The 24019-nt window shown below is 71.9% G+C and carries 22 protein-coding genes, 1 tRNA gene and 1 pseudogene; 15 read left to right on the plus strand and 9 right to left on the minus strand.

Annotated features, from left to right (window positions below; translation table 11 throughout):
* Positions 1-3 precede the first annotated feature (3 nt).
* Complete coding sequence (locus tag BLASA_RS04845) at positions 4-504, minus strand: MarR family winged helix-turn-helix transcriptional regulator (RefSeq protein ID WP_014374912.1); 501 nt, start codon at positions 502-504, stop codon at positions 4-6.
* A gap of 86 nt (positions 505-590) precedes the next feature.
* Here BLASA_RS04845 and BLASA_RS04850 point away from each other — a divergent pair, with 86 nt between their 5' ends.
* From BLASA_RS04850 to BLASA_RS04865, 4 genes are all read left to right on the plus strand, one after another.
* The gene (locus BLASA_RS04850; RefSeq protein WP_014374913.1) at positions 591-1151 is read left to right on the plus strand and encodes a YceI family protein; all 561 of its coding nucleotides are present in this window, start codon (positions 591-593) and stop codon (positions 1149-1151) included.
* A gap of 161 nt (positions 1152-1312) precedes the next feature.
* Positions 1313-1654, plus strand: coding sequence for a hypothetical protein (locus BLASA_RS04855; RefSeq protein ID WP_014374914.1), 342 nt, complete (start codon positions 1313-1315; stop codon positions 1652-1654).
* Positions 1655-1755: 101 nt separating this feature from the next.
* Positions 1756-3648: a translational GTPase TypA gene (typA, locus tag BLASA_RS04860; RefSeq protein WP_014374915.1), complete on the plus strand. Its 1893-nt coding sequence runs from the start codon at positions 1756-1758 to the stop codon at positions 3646-3648.
* 277 nt (positions 3649-3925) lie between these two features.
* Positions 3926-4414 carry a DUF5994 family protein gene (locus BLASA_RS04865; RefSeq protein ID WP_014374916.1) on the plus strand — a complete coding sequence of 163 codons (489 nt, stop codon included), beginning with the start codon at positions 3926-3928 and terminating at the stop codon, positions 4412-4414.
* A gap of 158 nt (positions 4415-4572) precedes the next feature.
* Here the strand turns inward: BLASA_RS04865 and BLASA_RS04870 are convergent, their stop codons facing one another.
* Complete coding sequence (locus BLASA_RS04870; protein WP_014374917.1) at positions 4573-5541, minus strand: sulfite exporter TauE/SafE family protein; 969 nt, start codon at positions 5539-5541, stop codon at positions 4573-4575.
* A gap of 304 nt (positions 5542-5845) precedes the next feature.
* Complete coding sequence (locus BLASA_RS04875; RefSeq protein ID WP_014374919.1) at positions 5846-6409, minus strand: sigma-70 family RNA polymerase sigma factor; 564 nt, start codon at positions 6407-6409, stop codon at positions 5846-5848.
* A gap of 70 nt (positions 6410-6479) precedes the next feature.
* On the opposite strand from BLASA_RS04875, the gene BLASA_RS04880 reads away from it, so the two are divergent.
* From BLASA_RS04880 to BLASA_RS04900, 5 genes are read left to right on the plus strand one after another with little or no spacing between them, the layout of a single operon-like run.
* Positions 6480-7124: a zf-HC2 domain-containing protein gene (locus tag BLASA_RS04880; protein WP_014374920.1), complete on the plus strand. Its 645-nt coding sequence runs from the start codon at positions 6480-6482 to the stop codon at positions 7122-7124.
* On the plus strand, positions 7121-8896 hold the full coding sequence (locus tag BLASA_RS04885; RefSeq protein ID WP_014374921.1) for a copper resistance protein CopC: 1776 nt from the start codon (positions 7121-7123) through the stop codon (positions 8894-8896). Before BLASA_RS04880 ends, BLASA_RS04885 begins: the two co-directional genes overlap by 4 nt.
* A 50-nt stretch (positions 8897-8946) precedes the next feature.
* Positions 8947-9672, plus strand: coding sequence for a YcnI family protein (locus tag BLASA_RS04890; RefSeq protein ID WP_014374922.1), 726 nt, complete (start codon positions 8947-8949; stop codon positions 9670-9672).
* Positions 9669-10337, plus strand: a complete 669-nt coding sequence (locus BLASA_RS04895) for an SCO family protein (protein WP_014374923.1) — start codon at positions 9669-9671, stop codon at positions 10335-10337. The genes BLASA_RS04890 and BLASA_RS04895 overlap by 4 nt, the downstream gene beginning before the upstream one ends.
* Positions 10334-11410, plus strand: coding sequence for a hypothetical protein (locus BLASA_RS04900; protein WP_014374924.1), 1077 nt, complete (start codon positions 10334-10336; stop codon positions 11408-11410). Before BLASA_RS04895 ends, BLASA_RS04900 begins: the two co-directional genes overlap by 4 nt.
* A gap of 22 nt (positions 11411-11432) precedes the next feature.
* On the opposite strand, the gene BLASA_RS25790 is transcribed toward BLASA_RS04900, so the two are convergent.
* Positions 11433-13370, minus strand: coding sequence for a CDP-glycerol glycerophosphotransferase family protein (locus BLASA_RS25790; RefSeq protein ID WP_014374925.1), 1938 nt, complete (start codon positions 13368-13370; stop codon positions 11433-11435).
* 457 nt (positions 13371-13827) lie between these two features.
* Here BLASA_RS25790 and BLASA_RS04915 point away from each other — a divergent pair, with 457 nt between their 5' ends.
* Complete coding sequence (locus BLASA_RS04915) at positions 13828-14622, plus strand: M23 family metallopeptidase (protein ID WP_014374927.1); 795 nt, start codon at positions 13828-13830, stop codon at positions 14620-14622.
* Between the two features lie 106 nt (positions 14623-14728).
* Positions 14729-14801: transfer RNA gene (locus BLASA_RS04920), tRNA-Ala, on the plus strand.
* Positions 14802-15001: 200 nt separating this feature from the next.
* Here the strand turns inward: BLASA_RS04920 and BLASA_RS26500 are convergent.
* Together BLASA_RS26500 and BLASA_RS26400 are read right to left on the minus strand one after the other, a co-directional pair.
* A pseudogene (locus BLASA_RS26500) lies at positions 15002-16027 on the minus strand (tyrosine-type recombinase/integrase); the annotation flags it as partial.
* Positions 16028-16101: 74 nt separating this feature from the next.
* Positions 16102-16485: a helix-turn-helix domain-containing protein gene (locus tag BLASA_RS26400; protein ID WP_331371047.1), complete on the minus strand. Its 384-nt coding sequence runs from the start codon at positions 16483-16485 to the stop codon at positions 16102-16104.
* Between the two features lie 228 nt (positions 16486-16713).
* Between BLASA_RS26400 and BLASA_RS04940 the strand changes: the two genes are divergently transcribed.
* Positions 16714-18021: an IS256-like element ISBsa1 family transposase gene (locus BLASA_RS04940; RefSeq protein ID WP_014374930.1), complete on the plus strand. Its 1308-nt coding sequence runs from the start codon at positions 16714-16716 to the stop codon at positions 18019-18021.
* 458 nt (positions 18022-18479) lie between these two features.
* Here the strand turns inward: BLASA_RS04940 and BLASA_RS04945 are convergent, their stop codons facing one another.
* From BLASA_RS04945 to istA, 3 genes are read right to left on the minus strand one after another with little or no spacing between them, the layout of a single operon-like run.
* Positions 18480-18887, minus strand: coding sequence for a hypothetical protein (locus BLASA_RS04945; RefSeq protein WP_014374931.1), 408 nt, complete (start codon positions 18885-18887; stop codon positions 18480-18482).
* A gap of 58 nt (positions 18888-18945) precedes the next feature.
* Positions 18946-19767, minus strand: coding sequence for an IS21-like element helper ATPase IstB (istB, locus tag BLASA_RS04950; protein WP_014374932.1), 822 nt, complete (start codon positions 19765-19767; stop codon positions 18946-18948).
* Positions 19764-21335, minus strand: a complete 1572-nt coding sequence (gene istA / locus BLASA_RS04955) for an IS21 family transposase (RefSeq protein WP_014374933.1) — start codon at positions 21333-21335, stop codon at positions 19764-19766. Before istA ends, istB begins: the two co-directional genes overlap by 4 nt.
* A gap of 440 nt (positions 21336-21775) precedes the next feature.
* Here istA and BLASA_RS04960 point away from each other — a divergent pair, with 440 nt between their 5' ends.
* The 3 genes from BLASA_RS04960 (at position 21776) to BLASA_RS04970 (ending at position 23642) form a co-directional block, all read left to right on the plus strand.
* On the plus strand, positions 21776-22222 hold the full coding sequence (locus tag BLASA_RS04960) for a hypothetical protein (RefSeq protein WP_014374934.1): 447 nt from the start codon (positions 21776-21778) through the stop codon (positions 22220-22222).
* Between the two features lie 501 nt (positions 22223-22723).
* Positions 22724-23200: a hypothetical protein gene (locus BLASA_RS04965; RefSeq protein ID WP_014374935.1), complete on the plus strand. Its 477-nt coding sequence runs from the start codon at positions 22724-22726 to the stop codon at positions 23198-23200.
* 76 nt (positions 23201-23276) lie between these two features.
* On the plus strand, positions 23277-23642 hold the full coding sequence (locus BLASA_RS04970) for a hypothetical protein (protein WP_014374936.1): 366 nt from the start codon (positions 23277-23279) through the stop codon (positions 23640-23642).
* Positions 23643-24019 lie beyond the last annotated feature (377 nt).

Consider the following 24019-nt stretch of genomic DNA (forward strand, 5'->3'; position numbering starts at 1 on the left):
GCGTCAGGGCACGCGGGTGGGGTCGAGGTGGCGCAGCAGCGTCTCCCCGAAGTCGCGCATGGCGGTCACCTGCTCAGGAGAGAGCCGGTCGAACAGCTCGCGGCGGACGCCCTCCACGTGAATGGGGGCGGCGTACTCCAGCGCCTCGAAGCCGTCGTCGGTCAGCACGGCCAGCTGTCCGCGCCCGTCGTCGGTGCAGACCTGGCGGCGCACCCAGCCGCGCTCCTCGAGCCGGGAGACCGCGTGGGAGAGGCGGCTGCGGGAGGACAGGCACCGGTCGGCGAGCTCGCTCATCCGCATCATCCGCTCGGGCGCCTCCGAGAGGGCCACCAGGATCTCGTAGTAGGCGTGCGAGATCCCGGTGCGGTGGGTGAGTTCCCGGTCCAGCCGGTGCTGCAGCAGCTGCGCGCTGTACAGCCAGGCGCGCCATGCCTTCTGCTCCTCCGCGTCGAGCCAGCGGGGCTCACCCGTGGGGAGGGACTCCGAGGACAGCGACGCGCTCATGGGCACAGGATACTGGCGGAATAGTCAAGCGCTCAACTACGCTAGGCACCGAGACAAGGTCACACGCTCAACCACTGGGAGACACCATGACCGCCAGCACCGTCCAGATCCCCGGCTACGTCGTCGGCACCTGGGACATCGACGCCAGCCACTCCACGGTCGGCTTCTCCGTCCGCCACATGATGGTCAGCAAGGTCCGGGGCTACTTCCGCGAGTTCTCCGGCGAGATCACGACCGCCGAGGACCCGACGCAGTCCCGCGTGGACGCGACGATCAACATGGACTCGATCGACACCCGCCAGGAGCAGCGCGACGCGCACATCAAGTCTGCTGACTTCTTCGATGTCGGCAACCACACGGTGATGACCTTCCGGTCCACCGCGGTGAAGACCGACGGCGCCGACTGGACCGTCGAAGGTGAACTCACTCTCAAGGGCATCACCAAGCCGGTCACCCTGGGACTCGAGCTCAACGGCTTCGGACCCGACGCCTACGGCGGCACGCGCGCCGGCTTCAGCGCCAAGACCGAGATCTCCCGCAAGGAGTTCGGCGTGGACATCGACATGCCGATGGACGGCGGCGGCGTCGTCGTCGGCGACAAGATCACCGTCGAGCTCGAGATCGAGGCCGTGCTCCGCACCGCCTAATACCGCTGGAACGGTGTGCACGGATGTGCAGGTCAAGGCCAAGAACCTGCACATTTCCGCGCACTGTCCGGTGTGAAGAACGCCCACGAGGGCCCCGGACGCCGCTGCGTCCGGGGCTCTCGCGCATCAGGACTCGCTCGTCGACAGGGACACTGGGGGACATGTCGACCTCCGCTCTCGCCCGCGTCCCCGCGTCTCTTCTCGTCGCCGTCGGGCTCGCCGCCGGCTTCGGGATCGCCCAGGGCACCGGGATCCGGGCGCTGGGCGGGGCGGTGTTCGCCGCCTGCGGCGTGGGTGCGGCCTGGATCGCGTCCCGGCGGCGCGGGGCCGGGGTGACCGCGGGGCTGGCGGTGCTCTACGTCGGGGCCTTCGTCCTGGCCCACGTGCTGGCCCTCGGCGCCGGTTTCCCGGCCTGGTTCGCCGTGAGTCTGGTCACTGTTGCCGCCGCAGGGGTCACCTTCGGGGTGGTCGACCGGTCGCGGGAGACGGTGCCCGTCCGCTGAGCACCTAGAGTGGCGGGAAGGTCGCGGCCGCTGCGGCTGTTGTCCTGATGCCCGCGCGCGTCCGCGCGGTGCGCTCCCGAACTCCCGAGGTGCCCTTCCGCATGCCCACTCGCGACGACCTGCGCAACGTGGCGATCATCGCCCACGTCGACCACGGCAAGACCACCCTGGTCGACGCCCTCCTCCGCCAGGCGGGCGCCCTCGGGCGGTCCAAGGGCGAGGGCACGGACAACGACTCCACGCAGGACCGCGTGATGGACTCGATGGACCTCGAGCGCGAGCGCGGCATCACCATCCTCGCGAAGAACACCGCGATCCGCCTGGCCGACGAGAACGGCAACCCCGTCGTCGTCAACATCGTCGACACCCCCGGCCACGCCGACTTCGGTGGGGAGGTCGAGCGCGGCCTGTCGATGGTCGACGGCGTCGTCCTGCTGGTGGACGCCTCCGAGGGGCCCCTCCCGCAGACCCGGTTCGTGCTGCGCAAGGCCCTCGCCAAGGGGATGCCGGTCATCCTCGCGGTGAACAAGACCGACCGCGGCGACGCCCGGATCGCCGAGGTCGTCGACGAGTGCTACGAGCTGTTCATGGAGCTGATGGAGGACGCCGGCATGGACGCCGACGCCCTCGAGTTCCCGATCGTCTACTGCAACGGGCGCACCGGGCAGGCGTCGCTGAACCGTCCCGAGAACGGCACCGTGCCGGACAGCGCGGACCTCGGCCCGCTGGTGAAGACGCTGCTGGAGACCGTTCCGGCGCCGACCTACGACGCCGAGGAGCCGCTGCGCGCGCAGGTCACCAACCTCGACGCCTCACCGTTCCTCGGCCGGCTGGCCCTGCTGCGCGTCCACTCCGGTGAGATGAAGCGCGGCCAGCAGGTGGCCTGGTGCAAGGTCGACGGCACCATCAAGAACGTCAAGATCACCGAGCTGCTCGTCACCGAGGGCCTCACCCGCACCCCGGCCGAGAGCGCCGGCCCGGGCGACCTGGTGGCCATCGCCGGCATCGAGGACATCATGATCGGCGACACCCTCGCCGACCCGAACGACCCGCGCCCGCTGCCGCCGCTGACCGTCGACGAGCCGTCGATCTCGATCACCATCGGCATCAACACCTCACCGATCTCGGGCAAGTCGGGCAAGAAGCTCACCGCCCGGCTGATCAAGAACCGCCTCGACCAGGAGCTGGTCGGCAACGTGTCGGTGCGCATGCTGCCCACCGACCGGCCCGACACCTGGGAGATGCAGGGCCGCGGTGAGCTGGCGCTGGCCATCCTGGTCGAGCAGCTGCGGCGGGAGGAGTTCGAGCTCACCGTCGGCCGCCCGACCGTCGTCACCAAGACCATCGACGGCACGCTGCACGAGCCGGTCGAGCGGGTCACCATCGACGTCCCCGGCGAGTACGTCGGCACCCTGACCCAGGCACTGGCCACCCGGCGCGCACGCCTGGAGAACCTGGTGCACCACGACACCGGCTGGGCGCGGATGGAGTACATCGTCCCGTCCCGCGGGCTCATCGGGTTCCGCACCGAGTTCCTCACCGAGACCCGCGGCACCGGCGTCCTCAACCACAACCTCGAGGGCTACGAGCCGTGGCTGGGCGACATGCGCGCCCGCCCGACCGGCTCGCTGGTCGCCGACCGCCAGGGCGTGGCGACGACGTACTCGATGTTCTCGCTGCAGGAGCGCGGCTCGCTCATGGTCCAGCCGGGCACCGAGGTGTACGAGGGCATGATCGTGGGTGAGAACTCCCGTCCGGACGACATGGACGTGAACATCACCAAGGAGAAGAAGCTCACCAACATGCGCAAGTCCACCTCCGAGGAGCTGGAGCGGCTGATCCCGCCGCGCATCCTGAACCTGGAGCAGGCGCTGGAGTTCTGCGCCGAGGACGAGTGTGTCGAGGTCACCCCGGCCACCGTGCGCATCCGCAAGGTGGTGCTCGACCAGACCGAGCGCGGCAAGGCCAAGAACCGGAAGCCCAAGCCCGTCTGATCTCCCCCGCTCGCCCCGCTGACGGCCGAGTGCGCAGTGGTGGTCGCGACATCCCGCGACGCGCCGTGTTCGACGGCGCCGGCTGCGCACTCGGCCGTTCGCGTCTCCGACCCCGCCGGCGTCGTGGTCGGCAGGTCACGAATCGTGATGACCGGCCGTGCGGCGGAGACCCGCCCACCGGGTGCACCAGGGGCACCGCGCGCCACGCCCCCTAGCTTCATCTCGGGGGCACCTGTCCTCTGCCGAACGATGAACGACGAGAGGCGGCCGAGCGCTGATGGCGACGACCACGGTTCCGGTGTCCGAGGGCTTCCGGGGTGGGATCGACGTCCGGGTGAGTCTGCGGGCCGACGCCGGCTCCGGGGGCTCGGCGTTCGACGGCGCCTGGTTCCCGCGCAGTCGTGACCTCGCCGTGGAGCTGCCCGAGCTCGTCGCCGCCCTGGAGCGCCGGGGGGTGCGGGTGGAGCGGTTCACCTACGCCCTCGAGGCCTGGGCGCCGGCCCCCCGCAAGCTCGAGGTGCTGGGCCGCACCGTGCGTGCGGGCGGCTTCCGCAGCATGGATGCCCAGGTCGTGTGCCTCACCTGGGCCGGAGGGAACCGGCGGGCCGACCTGCTCGTCGTCCCGCCGGAGACCGACGTGCTCACCGGCGCCCGGGCGCTACGCCTGTGCACCCGGCGTGGCCTGCCGCCGTCGCCGCAGATGGTGCTCGCCGCAGCCCGGTCCACCCCGCTGCCGCAGGTGCCGGAGTACCCCCGGGCCGGATAGGACGCCCGTCGTACCGGAGTCCTCCGATCGCCGCACGAGCCACCGGGCGCGGTGGCATGGGGCGGTGCCGGGCGGGCTCGACGAGGTATTCCACCCACCCGCGGCTGCCCACCTGTCGCCGCGATGATCAGGGTCCCTGATCCCGGATCGGGGGTGGGTCAGTCGCGGGGTGCGCTGGGGCGGCCCGCGCCGACGGGCTCCTCGCCGGCGTGCGCCGGCGCGTCGACGTTCGGCTCGGCGACCGCGTCGGCGGACTCCACGGCGCGGTCCTTGCGGTACTCGCGGTAGGAGTGGACGACGGCCGCGACCCACACGGCGGCGAGGACCGCGTAGATCGCCCAGCTCACGGCATCTTCGGCGTCGACCCACTCGCTGCGGAGCAGCGTCCGGACGTTGGTCAGCACGATCATGCCGCCGACGAGGGAGCCGAGCAGCCGCGGCGGGATGTGCCGCACCAGCCACGCGGCGATCGGGGCCGCGACCAGCCCACCGGCGAGGAGCCCGGCGACCCACAGCGGGTCGATGCCCTGCGACCCGAGCGCCAGCAGGAAGCCGAGGCTGGCGGCCAGCGCGACCAGGAACTCGGAGGTGTCGATCGAGCCGATGACCTTGCGGGGCTCCATCCGGCCGCTGGCCAGCAGTGCCGGCGTGCCGACCGGGCCCCAGCCACCGCCACCGGTGGCGTCGACGAACCCGGCGACCAGGCCCAGCGGGCCGAGGAACCGCTTCCGGATCGGCTTGCCGATGTTGCGCCGGTCGATGCCGCGCAGGGTGAAGCGCACGAGGATGTAGGCGCCCAGCGAGACCAGGATCAGCGACATGACCGGCGCCGCGGCCGCCGTGGAGAGCGCGGAGAGGAAGTGTGCGCCGGCGAACGCACCCACTGCGCCCGGGAGGCCCACCTTGGCGACGACCTTCCAGTCCACGTTGCCGAACTTCCAGTGCGACAGCCCCGATGCCAGGGTGGTGCCGATCTCGGCGAGGTGGATCGTGGCCGAGGCGGCAGCCGGGTTGGTGCCGATCGCCAGCAGCAGCGTCGTCGAGGTGACGCCGTAGGCCATGCCGAGGCTGCCGTCGACGAGTTGGGCGCCCAGGCCGGCGAGGGCGAGCAGGATGAGGGTCTTCACGGGTACTGACTCCGGGTCTCAGAGCGCGGGCGCGCAGCAGCGCGCACGGGGAGATGAGCGAGACGGGGAAGCGCCGGGACGGCGCGGGGAATCAGCAGGCCGGACAGGCGGCGGTGCAGACGCGCAGCAGATCGACGTGCCGGCGGCTCACCAGGAGCAGCATCGTCGTTCGCGTCACGGGTCAATGTCTACCAGATCGATGCACTTATGCGCATTCGGGGCCCACGCGACGGGACGGCGGCGCCGCCTGCCGGCGGACGCCCCCGCCTCGGGTGTGACGGGGTCGGCCCGGACCCGCCCGATCTCAGCTCTGCGCCACGTCGCGCCCCGGGGTGCTCCCGTTCACCCCGCCGAGGGACGAGACGAGGTCGGCGCGGGCCCGTGCGACGCGGGACCGGATCGTGCCCACGGGGCAGCCGGCGACCTCGGCGGCCTCGGCGTAGGAGAGCCCGAGCAGCTGGGTCAGGGCGAAGGCCTCGCGCCGGTCCGGCTCCAGGCGGCCCAGCAGGTCGGTGACGGCGGCGCCCTCGGCGACCGCGTCCCCGCCGCTCTCCGGCGCCAGCAGTTCCAGATCCGCCGCCTCGCGGACCAGCGTCAACCGGCGCCTGCGGCGGGTCCGCAGCGCATCGGCGCACACCCGCCGCGCGATGGTGAGCAGCCAGGTCCGGACCGACGACCGGGCCTCGAAGCGGTGCAGCGAGCCGAACGCCCGCAGGTAGGTCTCCTGGGTGAGGTCATCCGCCGCGTCCCGGTCGCCGAGGGTCGCGCACAGCCGCCAGACGTCGGACTGGGTGGCCCGCACGAGGGCCGCCGCGGCCAGCGGATCGCCCTCGGCGGCGTCCGCGGCGAGGCGAGCCAGGTCGTCCATGTCCTCGGAAGTGGTCGGCGTCACCGGTGCGCCCGGGAACCGGACGGCGTCCGGATGCGACTAATGAACCATGTCGTGCCTGACCTGCCGCGAGGCGCTGTCCGCCCGCCTGGACGGCGAGCCGCTCGGGATCCCGGCCCGCGAGCTCGACGCGCACCTCGCCGCCTGCCCCGGCTGTTCCGCGTGGGCCGGCCACGCCGAACGGGTCACCCGCCGGGCGCGGCTGGCGCCTGCGCCGCCCGTGCCGGACCTGACCGCCACGGTGCTGGCCGCGCTGCCCCGGGAGCTGCCCGGGGCGCGGGCGGCCGCTCGGGCCCGGCTGGCGGACACCGCGCTGCGCCTGGTGCTGCTGGCCGTCGGTGTCGCGCAGGCAGCGCTGGCCTGGCCGGTGCTCGTGTCGGGCGCCGGAGCCATGAGCGCACCGGTCCACATGGCACGCGAGAGCGGCGCGTGGAACCTGGCGGTGGCCGCGGCCTTCCTCGCCGTCGCGGCGGCTCCGTGGCTGGCCGCGGGTGCGCTGCCCTTCCTGGGGACCTTCGTCGCCCTGCTGCTGCCGGTGACGGTGGCCGATCTGCGCGCCGGCCACGTGCACGCCGACCGGGCGGGAGCCCACCTGCTGCTCCTGGCGGGGGTGGCCCTGGTCGCGACGCTGGCGTGGCGCGGACGGCAGCGCCGGGGCCTCCGTTCCGTCGCCGACCGGCCGGTCGCCGCGTGAGGCGCGCCGCCGTCCTCCTGGTCCTGCTCGTGGCCGGCTGGCTGGCCGTGGGCGTCGGCGTGGCCGGCCCGGCCGCCGCGCACGCCACCCTCATCTCCACCGACCCGGGGGAGGGGGCGCGGCTGGGGGAGGCGCCCGAGGAGGTCACCCTGCGGTTCACCGAGGGGATCTCGCTGGGCGCCGGCTACGCCCGGGTGCTGGGCGCCGACCAGCAGCGGGTCGACGCCGCTACCGCGACGGTCGAGGGTGAGGTCCTCACCATCCCGTTGCGCGGCGACCTGCCCGACGGCGGCTACCTCGTGACGTACCGGGTGATCTCCGCCGACTCCCACCCGATCTCGGGCGCGTTCTCCTTCGTCGTCGGCGACGGCGAGCTGCTGACCGCCGGAGCCGGCGAGGAGATGAGCGGCACCGACCCCCTGGTCGCGCTGCTGCTGCCGGTGGCCCGCTGGGTCGGGTACGCGGGGCTGGCTCTCGCGCTGGGCGTGCCGGTCCTCCTCGCGACGTGCTGGCCGGGCGGGTGGCGGTCGGCACTCCTGGCCCGGATGGCAGGCGGCGGCGCGGTCGCCGTCGCCCTCGCCGCCCTCGCCACCTTCCTCCTCCAGGGGCCCTACGCCGCCGGTGCGGGGCTGGGCGCCGCGGTCGATCCGGCGCTGCTGGGCGCGACCGTGCGCTCGGGCGCCGGCTGGGCCGCGCTCGCCCGGGTCGCCCTGGCGCTCGCGCTGCTGGTGGCGCTCCGCTCGGTGTGGCGGCGGGGTGGTCCGGGATCGCCGGCCCGGCTGGCGGTGCCCGGGGTGCTCGCCGGAGGTCTGGTGCTGGCCACCGCCGCGGTGGGGCACCCGGTCGCCGGGCCGTGGCCGGTGCTGGCCGTCCTGGTCGCGGCCGTGCACGTCGGGGCGATGTCGGTCTGGCTCGGTGGGCTGGCCGCGCTGCTGGCCACCGCGCTGCGGCCGGGAACGGGGCCGACCGACCCGGCCGCCGTGCTGCCGGCGTTCTCCCGGCTGGCGTTCGGCTCGGTGGTCGCCCTCGTCGTGTCGGGCGTCGTGCAGTCGGTGCGCGAGGTCGGGTCCCCGACGGCGCTGGTCGAGACCACCTACGGCCAGCTGCTCGCCGGGAAGATTCTGCTCGTCGTCCTCCTGCTGGCCGCCGCCGGCGTCTCCCGGGTGTGGGTGCAGCAGCGCCTGGGCATCCGCCGCGCCCGCCGTGGCCGAACGGTTGCCGTGCACGCCTTCGCCACCGCGGCCGGCCCATCCGGGCCCGGCCCCGAGGAGGTGGCCGCGGCCGCCGACCGGGACCGGCTCCAGGCCCAGTCCGCCGCCGAGCACCTGCCGTCGTTGCGCCGCTCGGTGTTCGTCGAGGCGGGGCTGGCCGCCGTCGTCCTGGCCGTGTCCGCGGTGCTGGTCGCCACCCCGCCGGCCCGCGCCGCGCTGGCCCAGCCCGTCGACGTCGTCCTGCCCCTGCAGGGCAGTTCCGGGGCCTCGGGCAGCGTGCAGGTCTCGGTGGATCCGGCCCGACCCGGGCCGAACGCCCTGCACGTCTACCTGTTCGACGACGCCGGCCGGCTCACCCAGCCGGCGGAGATCCGGGTGACGCTCACCGAGCGCAGCCAGGAGATCGGCCCGCTCGACGTCGACCTGGAGCCCGCCGGGCCGGGCCACTACGTCGGCGACGGGATGACCATCCCGGGCGCCGGCACCTGGACCGTCACCGTCGACGTCCGGCTCGGCGAGTTCACCGCCCTGACCGCGGCCACCGACGTCCCGGTCCGCTGACCTTCCCCGACAGCCGCCCGGCCGTCGACCACCCGATGAACAGGAGTTCCGTGTCCCTACCCCGCCCGCTCGCCCGGGTCGCCGTCCTGCTGCTGGCCACGTGCGCGGCCCTGGTGACCGCCGTGGCCGTCGCCCCGGTCGCCTCCGCGCACGTCACCGTCTCCTCCGACGACGCCACCCCCGGGGGCTACGGGAAGCTCACCTTCCGCGTGCCCAACGAGAGCGACACCGCCAGCACCGTCGCGCTGCGGATCCAGATCCCGGAGGAGGCGGCGATGGGCTCGCTGCGTGCCCAGCCGGTGCCGGGCTGGACGGTGACGACGACGACCGCCGACCTCGCCGAGCCGATCGAGGTCCACGGGCAGGAGATCAGCTCCTACGTCTCGCTCGTCGAGTACCGGGCGGACGAGGGCGCCGGTATCGCGCCGGGCCAGTTCCAGGAGTTCGCCCTCTCGGGCGGCCCCTTTCCGGACGTCCAGCGGCTGAGCTTCCCCACGGTGCAGAGTTACAGCGACGGTAACGAGTCCGCGTGGATCGAGCCGACCCTCGCCGGGCAGGCCGAGCCCCAGCGGCCGGCCCCGGTGCTGTCGCTCACCGCCGCGGACGGTGCCGAGCCGACCGCGGCGCCGGCGGGTCCGGCTGCCGACGCCCACGGAGGCGGGCACACCGACGCCCCGGGCGCCCTGGCATTGTTCCTCTCGATCCTTGCCCTGCTGGTGGCGCTCGCCGGTGTCGTCCTCGGCGTACGGGCCAACCGACGTACCGTGTCGTCGTGAGCTCCGCCGCCCGCCGTCGATCCCGTTCCTGCCTGCCGGCGCTGCTCCTCACCGTGGGCCTGCTGGCCGCCGGCTGCGGAGGCACGGTGGACGGCGTTCCCGAGGAGCACGACCACTCCGCCGGCGCGCCGGCGGCGGTCGAGGCGCCGGAGGACGAGTACGCCGGGCTGGACCTGGCCGAGCCCTACCGCCGGCCGTCGATGACCCTCACCGACACCACCGGGGCCCCGTACGACTTCAAGGCGGCCACCGGTGGCAAGCCCACGCTGCTGTTCTTCGGATACACGAACTGCCCCGACATCTGCCCTACCACGATGGCCGACATCGCGGTGGCGCTGCGGGGGGTGGAGCCGGAGCTGGCCGAGCAGGTCCAGGTGGTGTTCGTGACGACCGATCCGGCCACCGACACCCCGGAGGTGCTCGGCGAGTACCTCGACCGGTTCGACGCCGACCTGCCCACGTCCTTCGTCGGGCTCACCGGTGACCAGGCGGCCATCGACCAGGCCCAGCTGGCAGCCGGCGTCCCGCAGGCGGAGGACGACGGCCGCCTGCACTCGACGCTGCTGTTGCTGTACGGCGCCGACGACGCGGCGCACGTGGCCTTCGACGCGGGCAACACCGCCCGCGACATCGCCGACGACCTCCGCGCGGTGGCGGGCGCGTGAGCCGCCTGCTCGGCCGGCTGCTGACCGTCCTGGCCGGCATCCTCGCGCTGCTCGGGCCGGCCGGCCCTGCAGCGGCCCACGTGGGCGGGGAGGCGGCCGGGAGCGACTTCGACGGCCGGGTGGTCGCGCTGACCCCGGAGCTGCCGGGGGTGGGCGTCCGCGTGCTGCAGTTCGGGGACGAACTCGAGCTGGTGAACGACTCGGGTACCGAGGTGCTGGTCCCGGGCTACTCCGGCGAGCCCTACCTGCGGATCGGGCCCGAGGGGGTCTGGCGCAACGCGCACAGCCCGGCCACGTACATCAACCTCGACCGCTACGGCCGGACGGCGCTGCCCGAGCACGCCGATCCGGATGCCACGGCGCGGTGGGAGCAGGTCTCGACGCAGCCGGAGTACGTGTGGCACGACCACCGCACGCACTGGATGAGCGAGGACGTGCTGCCGCCCCGGGTGGCCGCCGACCCGACCCGGGAGCACGTCGTCTCGGAGTGGGTCGTGCCGCTCCGGCACGGGGAGGTCGAGGCCGAGATCGCGGGGGTGCTCACCTGGAGCCCGCCCCCCTCGCCCTGGCTGGTGTGGCCACTGGTCGCCGGGCTGCTCGCGGTGGCGGTCACCGCCGGGCTGGTGGCGCGGACGCCGCGGTTGCTGGGCGCCCTGCTCGGTGCCGGCGCGCTGGCCGCCCTGTGGCACGCGCTCGCGACCCCGGAGCCGTCGGTGACCACGGGATCCCATGCCGGAGCCATCGTCTCGGCACTCATGCCGGCGACCGCCGCGCTGCTGTGCGCGGTCCTGGGCGTGCGCGCAGCCCTGCGCGGCAACGGCGCGATGACCAGTCTGCTGGCCGTCGTCACCGGCTGGTTGCTGCTCGTGCAAGGGCTGCCCGACGTCGACGTCCTGTGGTCGGCCAACGTCCTCTCCGCCGGGCCGCAGGCCCTCGCCCGGGTCGCGGTGGGGGTGCTGGCGGCGCTGGGCATCGGGCTGCTGATCGGCGGGATCGCCGCCGTGCGCCGGTTCCGGGAGGACCGTGCCGTACCCGCGGGAACCGGCGCCGGCCGACCGGTGCCGGTGGCTTGACGGCGGTTCCCGCGGGCTGGGATCAGGCGATCTCGGCGACGATGTTCGGTGCCTCGCCGCCGAGCAGGGTGTTGGCCCGGACCAGGTCGCCCTCGAAGTCCACCTCGACGGCGTCGTAACCGGAGATGTCCACGGCCCGCACCCGCAGGCCGCGCTCGGCGATCGCCGTCTCGATGCCCCGCTCGAAGTAGTCCTTGTGCGAGCACGCGTCCAGGTACTCGATGAGCGTCGCCTTGTCGGCGGCGGACACGTAGTTGATGCCCACCGCTTCGCCGAGGCCCCCGCGCACGGTCTTGGACAGCTCCCGGATGTAGCCGTCGCCGTCGAGGGTGTACTTGACCTCCTCGTCGGCGACGGTGTTCGTGTCGACGCAGACGAAGCTCTGGTCGGCCGCCAGATGAGGTAGCGCCTGCTCGAGAACGGCCGGATCGAACACGACGTCCCCGTTGAGCCACAGCACGCCGCCCGCACGGGTGGTGCGTAGTGCCCGGAGCAGGCTCTTCGACGTGTTGGTCACCGCGAAGTCGGGGTTGTAGGCGAACAGCAGGTCGGGAGCGGCCTGCATCACCAGGTCGCTCCGGTACCCGACCACTGCGGTGATCGACACGTCTGCGCCGAGGACGGCGCGCAGGCCCTCGAGCTGCCGCTGCAGGATGCTGCGCCCGTCGTTGAGCCGGGTCAGGGGCTTGGGCTCCTGCCGGCCGAGCCGGGTGCCCATCCCTGCGGCGAGGATCACGGTCTGCACCGACGACGCCGACTGGCGGCCCGCTGGCGTGCGGGTCAGATAGGGAGACAGACGCCGACGGACGGGCTCGAGCACACGGCCACCGGTCCGCACGGACGTCATCTCCCTCAGGGTCGGTCTGGTGGTCTGCACGGCCGCTGTCGCAGCCGGGAGGATCAGGTCGAGGACGCGCCGCGTGGCGGCGCCGTCCTCCAGGTGGCAGAACGTCTCGCGGAACCGGGCGTAGCGCTCGGCGTGCTCCGCGGTGACCGCGTCGATGTCCGCGATGGCCTCGACCAGCTCCGTGCTGGTGGACACCAGCGGACCGGGCGCGACCTCTGCCAGGTCGAAGTAGAAGCCGCGGAGCCGATCGCGGTAGCGCTCCAGGTCGTAGGTGAAGAACAGCAGCGGCTTGCCCGTGATGGCGAAGTCGAACATCGTCGAGGAGTAGTCGGTGACCATCAGGTCGGCGGCGAGGTACAGGTCGCGGACGTCGGGATGGTCGGAGACGTCGATCACCGGGGCCCCCGGAGGGATCGGCATGCGGCCGGCGACCATGCTGTGCAGCCGCAGCAGCAGGACATGGTCCTGGCCCAGCCGGGCGCTGAACTGGTCGAGGTCGATCGGGAACTCGAACTCCGGTCGCCCGTCGCCGGCGAACACCAGGTCGTCCCGCCACGTCGGCGTGTAGAGCACCGCGGTCTGGTGCGCGCCGATGCCCAGGCCGGCGCGCACTTTCGCCCGGACCTCGTCGCGCCGCGGGCTGCTGAGCAGGTCGTTGCGCGGATAGCCGGTCTCGTGGACGGGGCCGGTGTAACCGAATGCCTTGCGCAACCGCTCGGTGGTGGCCGAGTTCGGCGAGAGCAGCAGGTCCCAGCGGGCGACGTCGAGATCGGCCATGGTGAGCCAGCCTTCGGGGCCACCCTGGACGTCGTGGTGGATGCGCTTGAGCGGGGTGCCGTGCCACGTCTGCAGGTACCTGCTGCCCGGCCGTTTGGTCCACGGCATGGAGATGCAGTCGTTGGCTATGACGAGGTCGGCCTGCTCCAGCGCCGCCCGTGCCTCAGGCGTCCCGTACCGGACGGTCTCGACCTCCGGGGGGAACATGTGCTGCGTCTGTGGAGTGCACAGCCAGGTGTGGGCGTGCGCACGACCGTCCCGTTCGGCGAGCTCCTCGTAGAGCGCCCGCGGGTTGTCCGCGAAGAGTCCTCGGAAGCTGTAGTAGGTGACTTTCACCGACGGCGCGGGGGGGACACGAGAGGAGCGCAGGTCACAGGCGGATTTCCTTCAGAAGCGGGCAGGCAGTGGTTCGGGGTCGTTCCGGAAACGGAGCGGCGAGAACTGTAATGGGACGAGAGGGGCGGTGCCCACGTCCGCGTTCCGGCGCTTCCGTGGCGAGACATCGGGACGGCGGAAACGTGTCTGGCGTCGGTCAGTGGCGTTGCCCCCACCGAGGCTACGCAAACCGTCGACTCCCTCTGTCGCACCCCATGATCGCCGACCGCCCGGACACCCGCGGAGGCGGGTGGAATCACATCCGCGTAGTTATCGCTGTGACCGGTGGGGCTGGTGATGTGGCTCACGACGGCGTGTCTCGCGCGACGCGCCGTGCACCCGGTCACGAACGTGTCACGCAGTGTTTCGATGTGCGTGAGCCCGATCGGGCGACTCGGACCGCGAGACGGGCAGGTGCATGGGACCAGGGTCCGGCCAGGAGCCCCGCACGGAGCTGCTCGGCGCGGTGCAGGCCTCTTCGGGTCGCGCCGCGGCCCGGCCCACCCGCCGCCCCGCCCGGGCGCAGGCGCCCCGGAGCCCGGGGATGCTGCTGGGGGCGCTGCTCCTCGGTGGGGTCCTGGCCGCCGGCCTCGGCCTGCCCGGCGCCCCGGCTGCCTCGGCCGAGGCAGCCTCCGTGCTCGACGCCCAGGCCGCGCTGCTCACCGCGGAAGAAGGCGTCGAGGTCCACCCGCAGGCATCCATCTCCGTGGCCGAGGCCCAGGCCCGCCTGCAGGAGGTGGCCGCGTCCCGCGCCGCCCGCGCCGAGCGGCAGGCCGCGGAAGCGGCCGCAGCGGCGGCCGCTGCCGAGGCCGCCCGTCCGAAGGCGGTGCTGCCGGTCGCCGGCGCGCGTCTCACGAGTGGCTTCGGCAGCCGGTGGGGCACCTTCCACTACGGGATCGACCTCGCCGCTCCCATGCGCACGCCCGAGTACGCGGCAGCGGACGGGGTGGTCCTGCGGGCCGGCTCGGCCAGCGGCTTCGGCCTGGCCGTGTACATCCTGCACGAGAACGGCGACGTGACCGTCTACGGCCACATGGACAAGATCCTGGTGAAGCCGGGGCAGTACGTGCAGGCCGGGGAGACCATCGCCCTGCTCGGCAATCGCGGCCAGTCGACCGGGCCGCACCTGCACTTCGAGGTGCACCAGGGTGGGCTCGACGGGAAGCGGGTCGACCCGGTCCGGTGGCTGAACGCCCGCGGTGTCAAGGTCTGAGCGGAGGGCGTTGCCGGGAGGCGACACCTGGCCACCCCGCTGCGGGGCCGCACGGGTGGCCCTGTACAGTCGTTCCCGGCTCGGACGCACCGACCGGGCCGGGTTCGGGGCTGTGGCGCAGCTGGTAGCGCACCACACTGGCAGTGTGGGGGTCAGGGGTTCGAGTCCCCTCAGCTCCACCCCGATGACCAGGCCGTTCCCCATCTGGGGAGCGGCCTGAGTCGTCTCTGGTTGCAGTTGTGGTTGCAGTTTGCCCACCCTTACCTGGAAGCAGCAGGGTGCCCATGCGGTCGGCGGCCTCGCGGGCCAGGGCGGGCATGACGTGGCTGTAGATGTCCATCGTGGTGCGCATCTGGCTGTGGCCGAGCAGCTCCATGACCACCCGGGGGTGCACGTTCTCGGACAGCAGCAGGGTGGCCGCGGTGTGCCGGCCGTCGTGCAGCCGGACGTGGCGGACGCCGGCCGCCTGCAGTAGCCGGGTCCAGTCGTCGTAGTCGGTCTTCTTGTCGATCGGCCGGCCGTTGGGCTGGGCGAAGACCAGGTCCTCGTCCTGCCACTCGGAGCCGGCCAGCATCCGCTCGCCGAGCTGCGCGGCCTTGTGCCGGTGCAGCTCGCCGACAAGAGGCATCGGCAGGGCGAGCGTGCGCTGGCTGCGCCGGGTCTTGGGCTCCTCGTAGATCAGCCCGCCGCCCCGGACGCGGTGGATGCTCCGCCGGACCGTGAGCGTGCCCGTGAGCAGGTCGATGTCCTTCCACTGCAGCGCCAGGGCCTCGGACTGCCGCAGGCCGAGCGCGAGGGCGACGGTCCAGCGGGCGCAGTTGCGGACGCCGGCCGCGGCGTGCAGCACGGCGCGGGCCTCGCCGAGGTCGAGCGCGGTGGCGATGTCGCTCGCGCGCTGGGCGGGTGGATCGACGAGCCCGGCCACGTTGCGGGCGACGTGGCCCCGTTGCATGGCAACGGTGAGCGCTCGGGACAGGATGCGGTGGTGGCGCAGCACGGTGGCGGGGGAGTAGCCGGCATCGAGCAGGGCGGTGTAGAGCTGGTCGAGGTGCTCGGGGCGCAGCCGGTCGAGGCGGTGCCGTCCGAGTCCGGGGACCAGGTGCTTGCGGACGGCGGACTCGTAGCTCTCCAGGGTCCGCTGCCGCACCCGGCGCGGGGCGATGGTGGTGAGCCAGTGCTCCAGCCAGTCGGCGACGGTCGGGGTGGAGACGGCGTTGATGGTGCCGGCGTCGCGCTTGCGCTCCAGGTCGCGGACCTTCGCGACGACCACGGCGCGGGTCTTGCCGGTGACGTGCCGGCGGTCGGGCTTGCCGGTGAGGGTGAAGCCGACGGAGACGTAGCCGTGCCACCGCCCGTCGGCGTCCTGGTAGATTGTCGACTCGCCGTTCGATGCGCGTCCGGCCATCCGCTACCCCTCGCCGCTGCTTCGAGGGCTCAGTTTCGCCGAGCACTTAGGCGATGGGCCGACCCGCTGTGGATTCACGCGGCGTCCGGCGAGGGCTGTGGACGGGACGAAGAGGCCTCGAGCCGGCGGACGTAGCGGTCGAGCTCTGCCTGAGAAATCCGGCAGCTGCGGCCGATGTGCACGGGACGCAGCTCCCCGCTCTTCATGAGCGCGTACACCGTCGTGCGGCCGACGCGGAGAACCTCCGCCGCCTCCTCGGGCGTGAGGAGAAGCCGATCGACGACCGAGACCTCCCGGAGCGGCTGCGGATCACCCATGTCGACATCTCCCGGATCAGTGGCGTCGCTGCGTAGAGGCTGCTGCATGACGGTGGGGGAGCGGCCTCCCGAACATCTCCTGTTCCTTTCCTTTGGCGCGCACCGAGCGGTGACCCCTGCCGACTGGAGACGCGAGCACATGCCCCTCGTTACTGCAGAGCTCCTGCAGCATCGGTCAGTGCAAGTAGGGAGCGCCGGTGGGATGGGCGCGTCTCCTGTAGCTCTCCAGTACGGGCTGGAGTGCCCGCGCCAGGGCGGGCGAGGTTGTCCCGGGTCTCGTAGAAGTTGAGGTGGCGGTCCCCCGCCCGCACCGGCCGTGAGGTAGGTGTTGGGCGTCCGCCAAGACACCACTTCGAGCAGGGGACCGCCGTGACCAAGAAGTACCAGAAGGACAAGATCGACACGCCTACCGGCGACGGAGTCGTCGTGCCGGAGCGGGTGAATGTGGCGATGGCCGAGATCGCCGGCACGATGCGTGAGGGCCTGCTCGCCCTCGCGGTCGGCGCCGGCCTGCAGGTGATGCAGGCGCTGATGGAGGCCGACGTGACCGGGATGGCCGGGCCGAAGGGCAAGCACGATGCCGGTCGGACCGCGGTCCGGCACGGCTCCGAGCGCGGGTCGGTGACCCTGGGCGGGCGGCGGGTGCCAGTGAGCCGTCCGCGGGTGCGCGCCGCTGACGGCTCCGGCGAGCTGTCCGTGCCCACCTACGAGCTGTTCAGCGGCACCGAGATCCTCGGGTCGATGGCGATGGAGCGGATGCTGGCCGGCCTGTCCACCCGCCGCTACCGGGTTGGCCTGGAACCGGTCGGCGACCACGTCAGCGCGGCGGCGAAGGCGACGAGCAAGTCGGCGGTGTCCCGGAAGTTCGTGGCGATGACCGAGACCGCCCTGGCCGAGCTGCTTGCCGCGGACCTGTCCGCATTGGACCTGGTCGCGCTGATGGTCGACGGGGTGCACTTCGGCGAATCCTGCTGCGTCGTCGCGCTGGGCATCGACTCCGAGGGGGTCAAGCACCCCCTCGCCCTGGTCGAGGGGGCGACGGAGAACGCCACGGTGGTCACCGACCTGCTGGTCGGCCTGCGCGATCGGGGGCTGGACGTGAGCCGGCCGATCCTGGTCGGCATCGACGGGGCGAAGGCGCTGCGCAAGGCCGTGGTCGACGTCTTCGACCACCCGGTGATCCAGCGCTGCCAATTGCACAAGATCCGAAACGTTCAGGACCGACTACCGCAGCGGCTACGCGGCCCGGTCGGCACGAAGATGCGCGCGGCCTACCACGCCGACTCGGCGCTAGAGGCCGAGGCGGCGCTGACCGGGCTGGCCCGGGAGCTGGACAAGACCCACCCGAGCGCGGCTGCCAGCCTGCGCGAAGGCCTGCACGAGACGCTGACCGTGCTGCGCCTGGGGGTGCCGCCCACGCTGGCCCGCACGCTGCGCTCGACCAACGCGATCGAGTCGATGATCTCCATCTGTCGTGATCACGCCCGCAACGTCAAGCGCTGGCGGGACGGGCAGATGGCCCTGCGCTGGTGCGCCGCCGGCATGGTCGAGGCCGGCAAGCAGTTCCGCCGGGTCAACGGCCACCTGCACCTGGCGAAGCTGCGCGCCGCGCTCGACGCCGAGATCACCGGAACTGTCACACCCGCCGTGCATGATGAGGAGGTCGTCGCAGCCTGACGCACAACGGGCCGCCACCGAAGTTCTACGGAACTCGGGACATCCTCCTCGTCGTGCGATTCACCGATACGGGGGCCATCGACCCAGATTCGCTCAGCGACGTGAACGCCGACCATCCGGGCTGCTTCGGGTAGGCAACTCCTGGTTCGCGGCTCGGCTTGCCGCTTCCGGCGCTACCCGATCGCTCCTGCACGGAGTGGCCACTCAGGTACACCGGCCGGGCACGCCGCAAAGGCGGCTTACGGACACCTACGTTGACGTCTTGACGTGTCTATTCGGCGGCAACCAGGCTGCGGCCTTGAGTGGCCTGCTGGTCGGCCACCATGATGATCGCGTGACCGCTCGCGTCTGGGCTCTGCCCCTTGCACTGCGTGACCCTTAAGTGGGCCGCTCAAGGACACCAGCGCCTATCTCGCTCAGAGGGCGGCTTCAGGGGCACCGCCAGCAGCAGTCGGGGCCTAGCCTGCGGCCCGCTCGAACTGGATAAGGACTTCTGTTGGCCAGCGATCGTCGTCGGAGCGGACCGTGAACCTGTAGGACCCCGGTGCGACAGCGACCTGAATGGGTTCGTCCCACGACGAAGTCCTGGCGATGACCTGACCGGACGGAGCGGCGAAGACTCCCGTCGCTAGTAGCTCCGGCGTCCGGAGCGTTTCGGCGGACTCGTCGAACACGATGCGCAGGCGGACGTCACCCTCTGCTTCAGGAAGTCCCCGAACGATAATCGTGCTAGCGGTCGCGAAGACCACCTGAGCCGACGGATCGAACTCGGGCGGGTCTTCGTCAGCGCCATGGTCGTACAGATATGTCAAGGGCCATGAGGTTCTGCCCAGCGGCGGTCGTGAGACCTGCCCGCTGACGGTCACTCGCTCTGCCCGGTGATGGCCATGGGATCTGCCCAGGCTGGCCATCACCAGTCCGGTGTCAGGTCAGTGGCCTCACCCCCTGCCCGGCCAGGGCCTGGGAGAGGCGGACGCTGTCGCCGCTGGTCTGGCAGACGTGGGCGTGGTGCAGCAGCCGGTCGACTGTCGCGGTGGCGAGGGTCTTGGGCATGAGCTCGTCGAAGGCTGCCGGGTGCAGGTTGCTGGAGACGGCGACCGAGCGCTTCTCGTAGGCGGCGTCGACGAGTCGGTAGAGCCCTTCGGCTGCGTCGGTGGCGACCGGGAGTAGGCCGATGTCGTCGATCACCACGAGGTCGGCGCGCAGCACGCGGGCGATGGCCTTGGTGACGGTGTCATCGGCGCGGTGCCGGCGGACCAGCAGCCCGAGGTCCTCCAGGGTGAACCAGGCGACCTTGAGCCCTTGTTCGACCGCGGAGGAGCCCAGCGCCTCGAGCAGGAACGTCTTCCCGGTGCCGGAGGGACCGCAGATGACCAGGTTCTCCCGCCGGTGCAGCCACTCCAACGTCCGCAGCGCCTGCTGCGTTGGGGCAGGGATGCTGCTGGCCTCCGGCGTCCAGGCGTCGAAAGTCTTCCCCGTGGGGAACGCGGCGGCGGCCCGCCGGGTGGCCAACGCCGAGCGGTCCCGGCCGGCGACCTCCTCCCCGAGCAGCACGCGCAGCACCTCGGCCGGGTCCCAGCGCTGGGCCTTGGCCGTGGCCAGCACGTCAGCGGCATGCCGGCGGACGTGGGGCAGCCGCAGCCGGCGCAGCAGCGTCTCCAGATCATCCGGCAGCGCCGGTGCCGCCGGCGTCCCGACCGCCGGTCCGACCGCCACCGCGGATGCCGACCTCGTGGCGGCGGTCATCGGGTCACCTCGGCGTCGGCGTCGGTGTCGGGGGCGGCGCCTGGCTTGGCGCTGGGACCGGTGGTCGGTGCGGCGCCGAGGGCGGCCCAGCCCGCGGTGCCCTGGGTCAGGCTGCGGTCCTCGGCCGCGGAATGCCTGGTCCCGTTCGTGCCGGCGGACCGGTGTTCGAGGATCGAGCCCAGGTCGGCCTCGGCGAAGCGGGCATGCACCGCGGCGTGCCCCAGCGCCCAGTCCACCTCGCCCGAGCCGACGAGCTTGGCCATCGTCACCGCGGCGGCCATCTTGACCCGCATCTTGGTCGTGCCCACCGCGGCGGCCTCGGTCAACCACAGCCGGGCCCCGTCGCCCAGAGCCAGGAACTCCACCTCGGCGGCGGTCTTCGGCTTGGGCTGGCGGTCCAGCGCGCCGACCGGTGCGGGCGGGAAGTGCTCATCGATCAGCTGCGGGCTGCCCGGGGTGGCGCGGGCGTGGCGGGCAACCTCGACCGGCCCGGCGTCACCGACGTGCACGATCACCACCCGCTCACCGGAGCCTTGCCCGTGGACCCGGACCCAGACGGTGGCGCTCAGCAGGGTGTGCGGCACCGAGTACTGCCCGCCGTCGAAGGTGACCAGCGGCGTGTTCACCGCCACCGTGCGGGTCACCCCGAGCGCGACGGTGTGCGGCGCGGCCGGGATCGGGTGCAGCCGCTGCTGCTCCTCGGCCAGCATGTCCACCGGAGCACGGCGGGTCACCCGGTGGATCCGGGCGTTGACCTGGTCGCAGAACGCCTCGCAGGCGGCCTCCAGCTCGGCGAAGGAGCCGTAGGCCTCCCGCAGGTTGGTGTCGGTGGGCACCAGGTCGGCCTTGGCCAGCTTCACAGTGTTCTCGCTGCCGCCCTTGGAGGCGGGGTCGGCCGGCTCGCAGGTGTGGATCGTGATCCCGTAGTGCCGGGCGAAGGCGACGGTCTGCTGATTGCGCACCGGCATCCCGGCGACGTGTTCGACGGTGACGGTCTTCTCGTTGTCGGTCAGCACGTACGTCGGCGCCCCACCCAGGCGGCGCAGCGTCACGTCCAGCGCGGCGAACACGCTGGCGGTGGTCTTGTCCCGGATCGCCAGCACCACCCGGAACCGTGCCCAGGCCAGCCACGCGCAGAACAGCGTGGTCCTCGCCCCGCCGATGAGCGGGCCGTCGCCGAAGTCGTACTGCAGCCACATGCCCGGCTCGGTCACCCACGGCCGGTGCACCCGCACCCGCCCGGCCCGAAACGCTGTCCGCACCTCCGCGACCGCGCGGCGGGTGGTGCGCTCCGAGCCGGTGTAGCCGAGGGCAACGAGCTTCTCGTGGGCCTTGTCCGCGCGGATCGTGCCCTTCGAGCGCTCCATCCACTCCTCGACCTTGGGCAGGAACTCATCGATCAGCCGCGGGCGCGCCGCCGGCCGATCGCTGATCCCGCCGGCCTCACGCCGCCCGACGTAGTGCGCGACGGTGTGATGCGAGCAGCCGGCCAGCTCGCCGGCATCGCGGTAGGACCCGGTCAGGTCGAACGCTTCCAGAATTTCCATGATCTCCCCTGCAGACTTCACGGTGTCCCTTCTCGGGTGAGCGGCGCTTCAGCACCGCCAGCGCACCCGAGAAGGGGCCTCAACCGCCGCAGGCGGCGAGGCAGACGACGTCGTGTTGGGCAGATCCCGTGACCATCAGCGGGCAGTTCTCATGTCCGCCAGCGGGCAACTTCGTGGCCGTCTCCGGGCAGAATGCCGTGGCCGCCGACACAGATACACGTGTGACCATTCGAGGCCATACGTCCCGTCTGCGATCGGCATGCCAGCCGCTCCCATCAAGAGATCCAGACGCGATCATTTCGGCGTCCAACGGTCAGGAGCCTGAGATGGCGCCAAGCCAAAGTATCGGCCGAAGCCGCGCCTGCTTCACCGGAGGGCACCGAAGCGCCGGGTCACGCACTGGTGTGTCCCATAGTGGGCCGCTCAGTGACAGTGTGGGACAACGACTTCCCGGGAGATTGATGAACGCGCAGGGCCCGAGCGATCACGTTCGCGAGCTAGTTGAAAGCTTCTTGGCCGCCAACGATCTGCGGTCAGCGGTTGGCGTGACGTACGGGCGGACGTCCGATGGCGATGACTTGATCTCGATCCAGCCGCGTGCGGAGGGTGCTGCCGACCTCGTCCTACGGATCACCGTCCACGGCCGGCGCTACACGGTGTACGTCTTCGTTGCCGGTGAGACCCGGCCCATCGAGATCGCCGGTCCGATCAATGTCAACGCCGATCCACCGCGTCGCTCGGCGGATGAGGACCTACTCGAGGTCTTGCAGCTTGTGGTCAAGGGCGAGGTATTCGATGAGGTCGACGAGGAGGGGAGCGTCCTCGGGACCGACGTGCCTGATCCCCGTACTGCGGGCGGCTCTGTCGAAAGCACAGAGCACCGCCGCTGGTACAAACCCTGGTCCTGAAACCCCTGCAGCCGCAGCGCTTCCCGTCAGGAACGCCACGGCTGCGTGTGTCCCTGAGCGGCCCACCTGGGGATACGCCCCATCCGAGCGAGGATGGTCCTGTGCGGGGCAAGCGTGCCGAGCACGATGTGTGCCTGGTCCGGCGGTAAGCGGAGAGCAACGGTGACCGAAGGCGTCTGTCGCCTATGTGGCCACGACGACGATGACGAGCGGTACTCAGATGGAACGTGCCGGGGTACGTCATCTGTCCGTGCTGTGGATCCGAATCCGGAGTCGATGACTCAACCCTCGACGAAGTCCCGCACTATCGGTCGGAGTGGGTCAGGCAGGGCTCCGGCTGGTGGTCCTCGCGTGCCGAGATGCCATCTGGATGGGACTTCCAGGCCCAGATGAAGCTCATCCCGGAGCGATGGCAGTAAGGGGTGACCTGGCTGTCCCTTCGGCGGCCCAGTGTCCCAGAGCGGCCCACTCTGGGCGAGCGCGGGGACGTACGGTTCGCTCGTGGTCGCGCCCGCATCCGTCCTAATCGCTCGATGGCGGCGCCTCGACGCGGCCATGAGCCGTGCCCGGGCTGCGGACGTCGGCTCGGCCACGGAAATGCCTGACGCTGTTGTTGCCGTACTGCACGCGACGTACGACCTATGGGAGGTCTGGCGGCGCGAGGCACAGCTCAGCAGAAAGGCACAGAACGAACGCGCGGGTCGCGACGGCGGCGGGCAGACGGCTGCTGCGCTGATCTCTGCTCGCGGCGGAACGACTCATGAGCCCGTCGACTTCGCAAGGAACGAGGGCTTCGGACGCCAGCCCTTCGGGGTCACCCCCCTCGGTGGTGGCTGGTACTGGCAGGCGTACGTCGACGACCGCGAAAAGGTACGCGCCGGCTGGTACGCGAGCCGCGTCCGATGGAAACCGGTACTGCTGCCCCTGGAGGTTGCCCACGAATGGCTGGCCTCCCAGCCGGAGATCGCTCACCCCTAGGGCCCACTCTGAGCCTTACCCCGACGCCCTAAGCGGCCCACTAAGGGACGCGGATCGGCCGGGCATAGTTGCCGCTGTGGATGTCGTCGTAGAGGTGGGCGGCTGGGAGCACGAGTGCTGTGGAGAAGCCATCGAGCGGAACCAGCTCGTCGACTTCCATTGCATCCGCTTTACCGGGCCGGACGGCCGGCTACGCCTCGTCGAGTCGCACCACGGCGGACTCAGCGTTGCGGCCGACGAGCGGGTCCAGGGACGCGTGATCGAGATTCAAGTGGTCGAGGAGGACGGGACAGCGCAGCCGATCCATCGCGTACCGAGCGGGCCGGCGCTGTGCGGCTACGACGACGACGGCGATGACGGCCACCTTGAGGCTCCCTGGACCGGTGACGTCGTGGCGTCGAGCAGCGTGGAGTTCCTCATTACCGTTCGGACCGCGCAGTAGCAGTCACCGACCGTCGCGCGAGCCACCGGTTGACCTCGCTCAACGGTGCCCCATAGCGGCCCACTTAGGGACAGCTATGCCTCATCTGTTTCGTGCGCCGGGAGCGGTGTGTGAGGGACCGTGGTTCTCAGGACGAAGACATGTTCTTCAGTCCGCGCCGGCATCACGCGGGCCTCGGTCATCGAGTCGCCCTAGCGGTTCCGACCCCTTCACGCGGATATAGAACCGCGGAGCCGTCTGGGTGAGCGAGCCAAGTCCTAGTCCGGCTAGGCCACTGAGCAGGATCGACGCCCCCGGCTCACCGGAGGTGAGCACTGCGGCCACAAGCCCCCCGACCAGCACTGCGAGCGAGAGCATGGTGGCGCCTGCCCACGCGT

The sequence above is a fragment of the Blastococcus saxobsidens DD2 genome (assembly GCF_000284015.1).
Taxonomy (GTDB): Bacteria; Actinomycetota; Actinomycetes; order Mycobacteriales; family Geodermatophilaceae; genus Blastococcus; species Blastococcus saxobsidens_A.

Excerpts from the sequence above, each read along its gene's own strand:
- BLASA_RS04855 (WP_014374914.1), top strand. The coding sequence starts at position 1,313 with ATGTCGACCTCCGCTCTCGCCCGCGTCCCCGCGTCTCTTCTCGTCGCC.
- BLASA_RS26400 (WP_331371047.1), bottom strand. The coding sequence starts at position 16,485 with ATGTGCTCGCGTCTCCAGTCGGCAGGGGTCACCGCTCGGTGCGCGCCA.
- BLASA_RS04850 (WP_014374913.1), top strand. The coding sequence starts at position 591 with ATGACCGCCAGCACCGTCCAGATCCCCGGCTACGTCGTCGGCACCTGG.
- BLASA_RS04960 (WP_014374934.1), top strand. The coding sequence starts at position 21,776 with ATGAACGCGCAGGGCCCGAGCGATCACGTTCGCGAGCTAGTTGAAAGC.
- BLASA_RS04875 (WP_014374919.1), bottom strand. The coding sequence starts at position 6,409 with ATGGACGACCTGGCTCGCCTCGCCGCGGACGCCGCCGAGGGCGATCCG.
- BLASA_RS04865 (WP_014374916.1), top strand. The coding sequence starts at position 3,926 with ATGGCGACGACCACGGTTCCGGTGTCCGAGGGCTTCCGGGGTGGGATC.
- BLASA_RS04915 (WP_014374927.1), top strand. The coding sequence starts at position 13,828 with ATGGGACCAGGGTCCGGCCAGGAGCCCCGCACGGAGCTGCTCGGCGCG.
- BLASA_RS04880 (WP_014374920.1), top strand. The coding sequence starts at position 6,480 with ATGTCGTGCCTGACCTGCCGCGAGGCGCTGTCCGCCCGCCTGGACGGC.
- istB (WP_014374932.1), bottom strand. The coding sequence starts at position 19,767 with ATGACCGCCGCCACGAGGTCGGCATCCGCGGTGGCGGTCGGACCGGCG.
- typA (WP_014374915.1), top strand. The coding sequence starts at position 1,756 with ATGCCCACTCGCGACGACCTGCGCAACGTGGCGATCATCGCCCACGTC.
- BLASA_RS04845 (WP_014374912.1), bottom strand. The coding sequence starts at position 504 with ATGAGCGCGTCGCTGTCCTCGGAGTCCCTCCCCACGGGTGAGCCCCGC.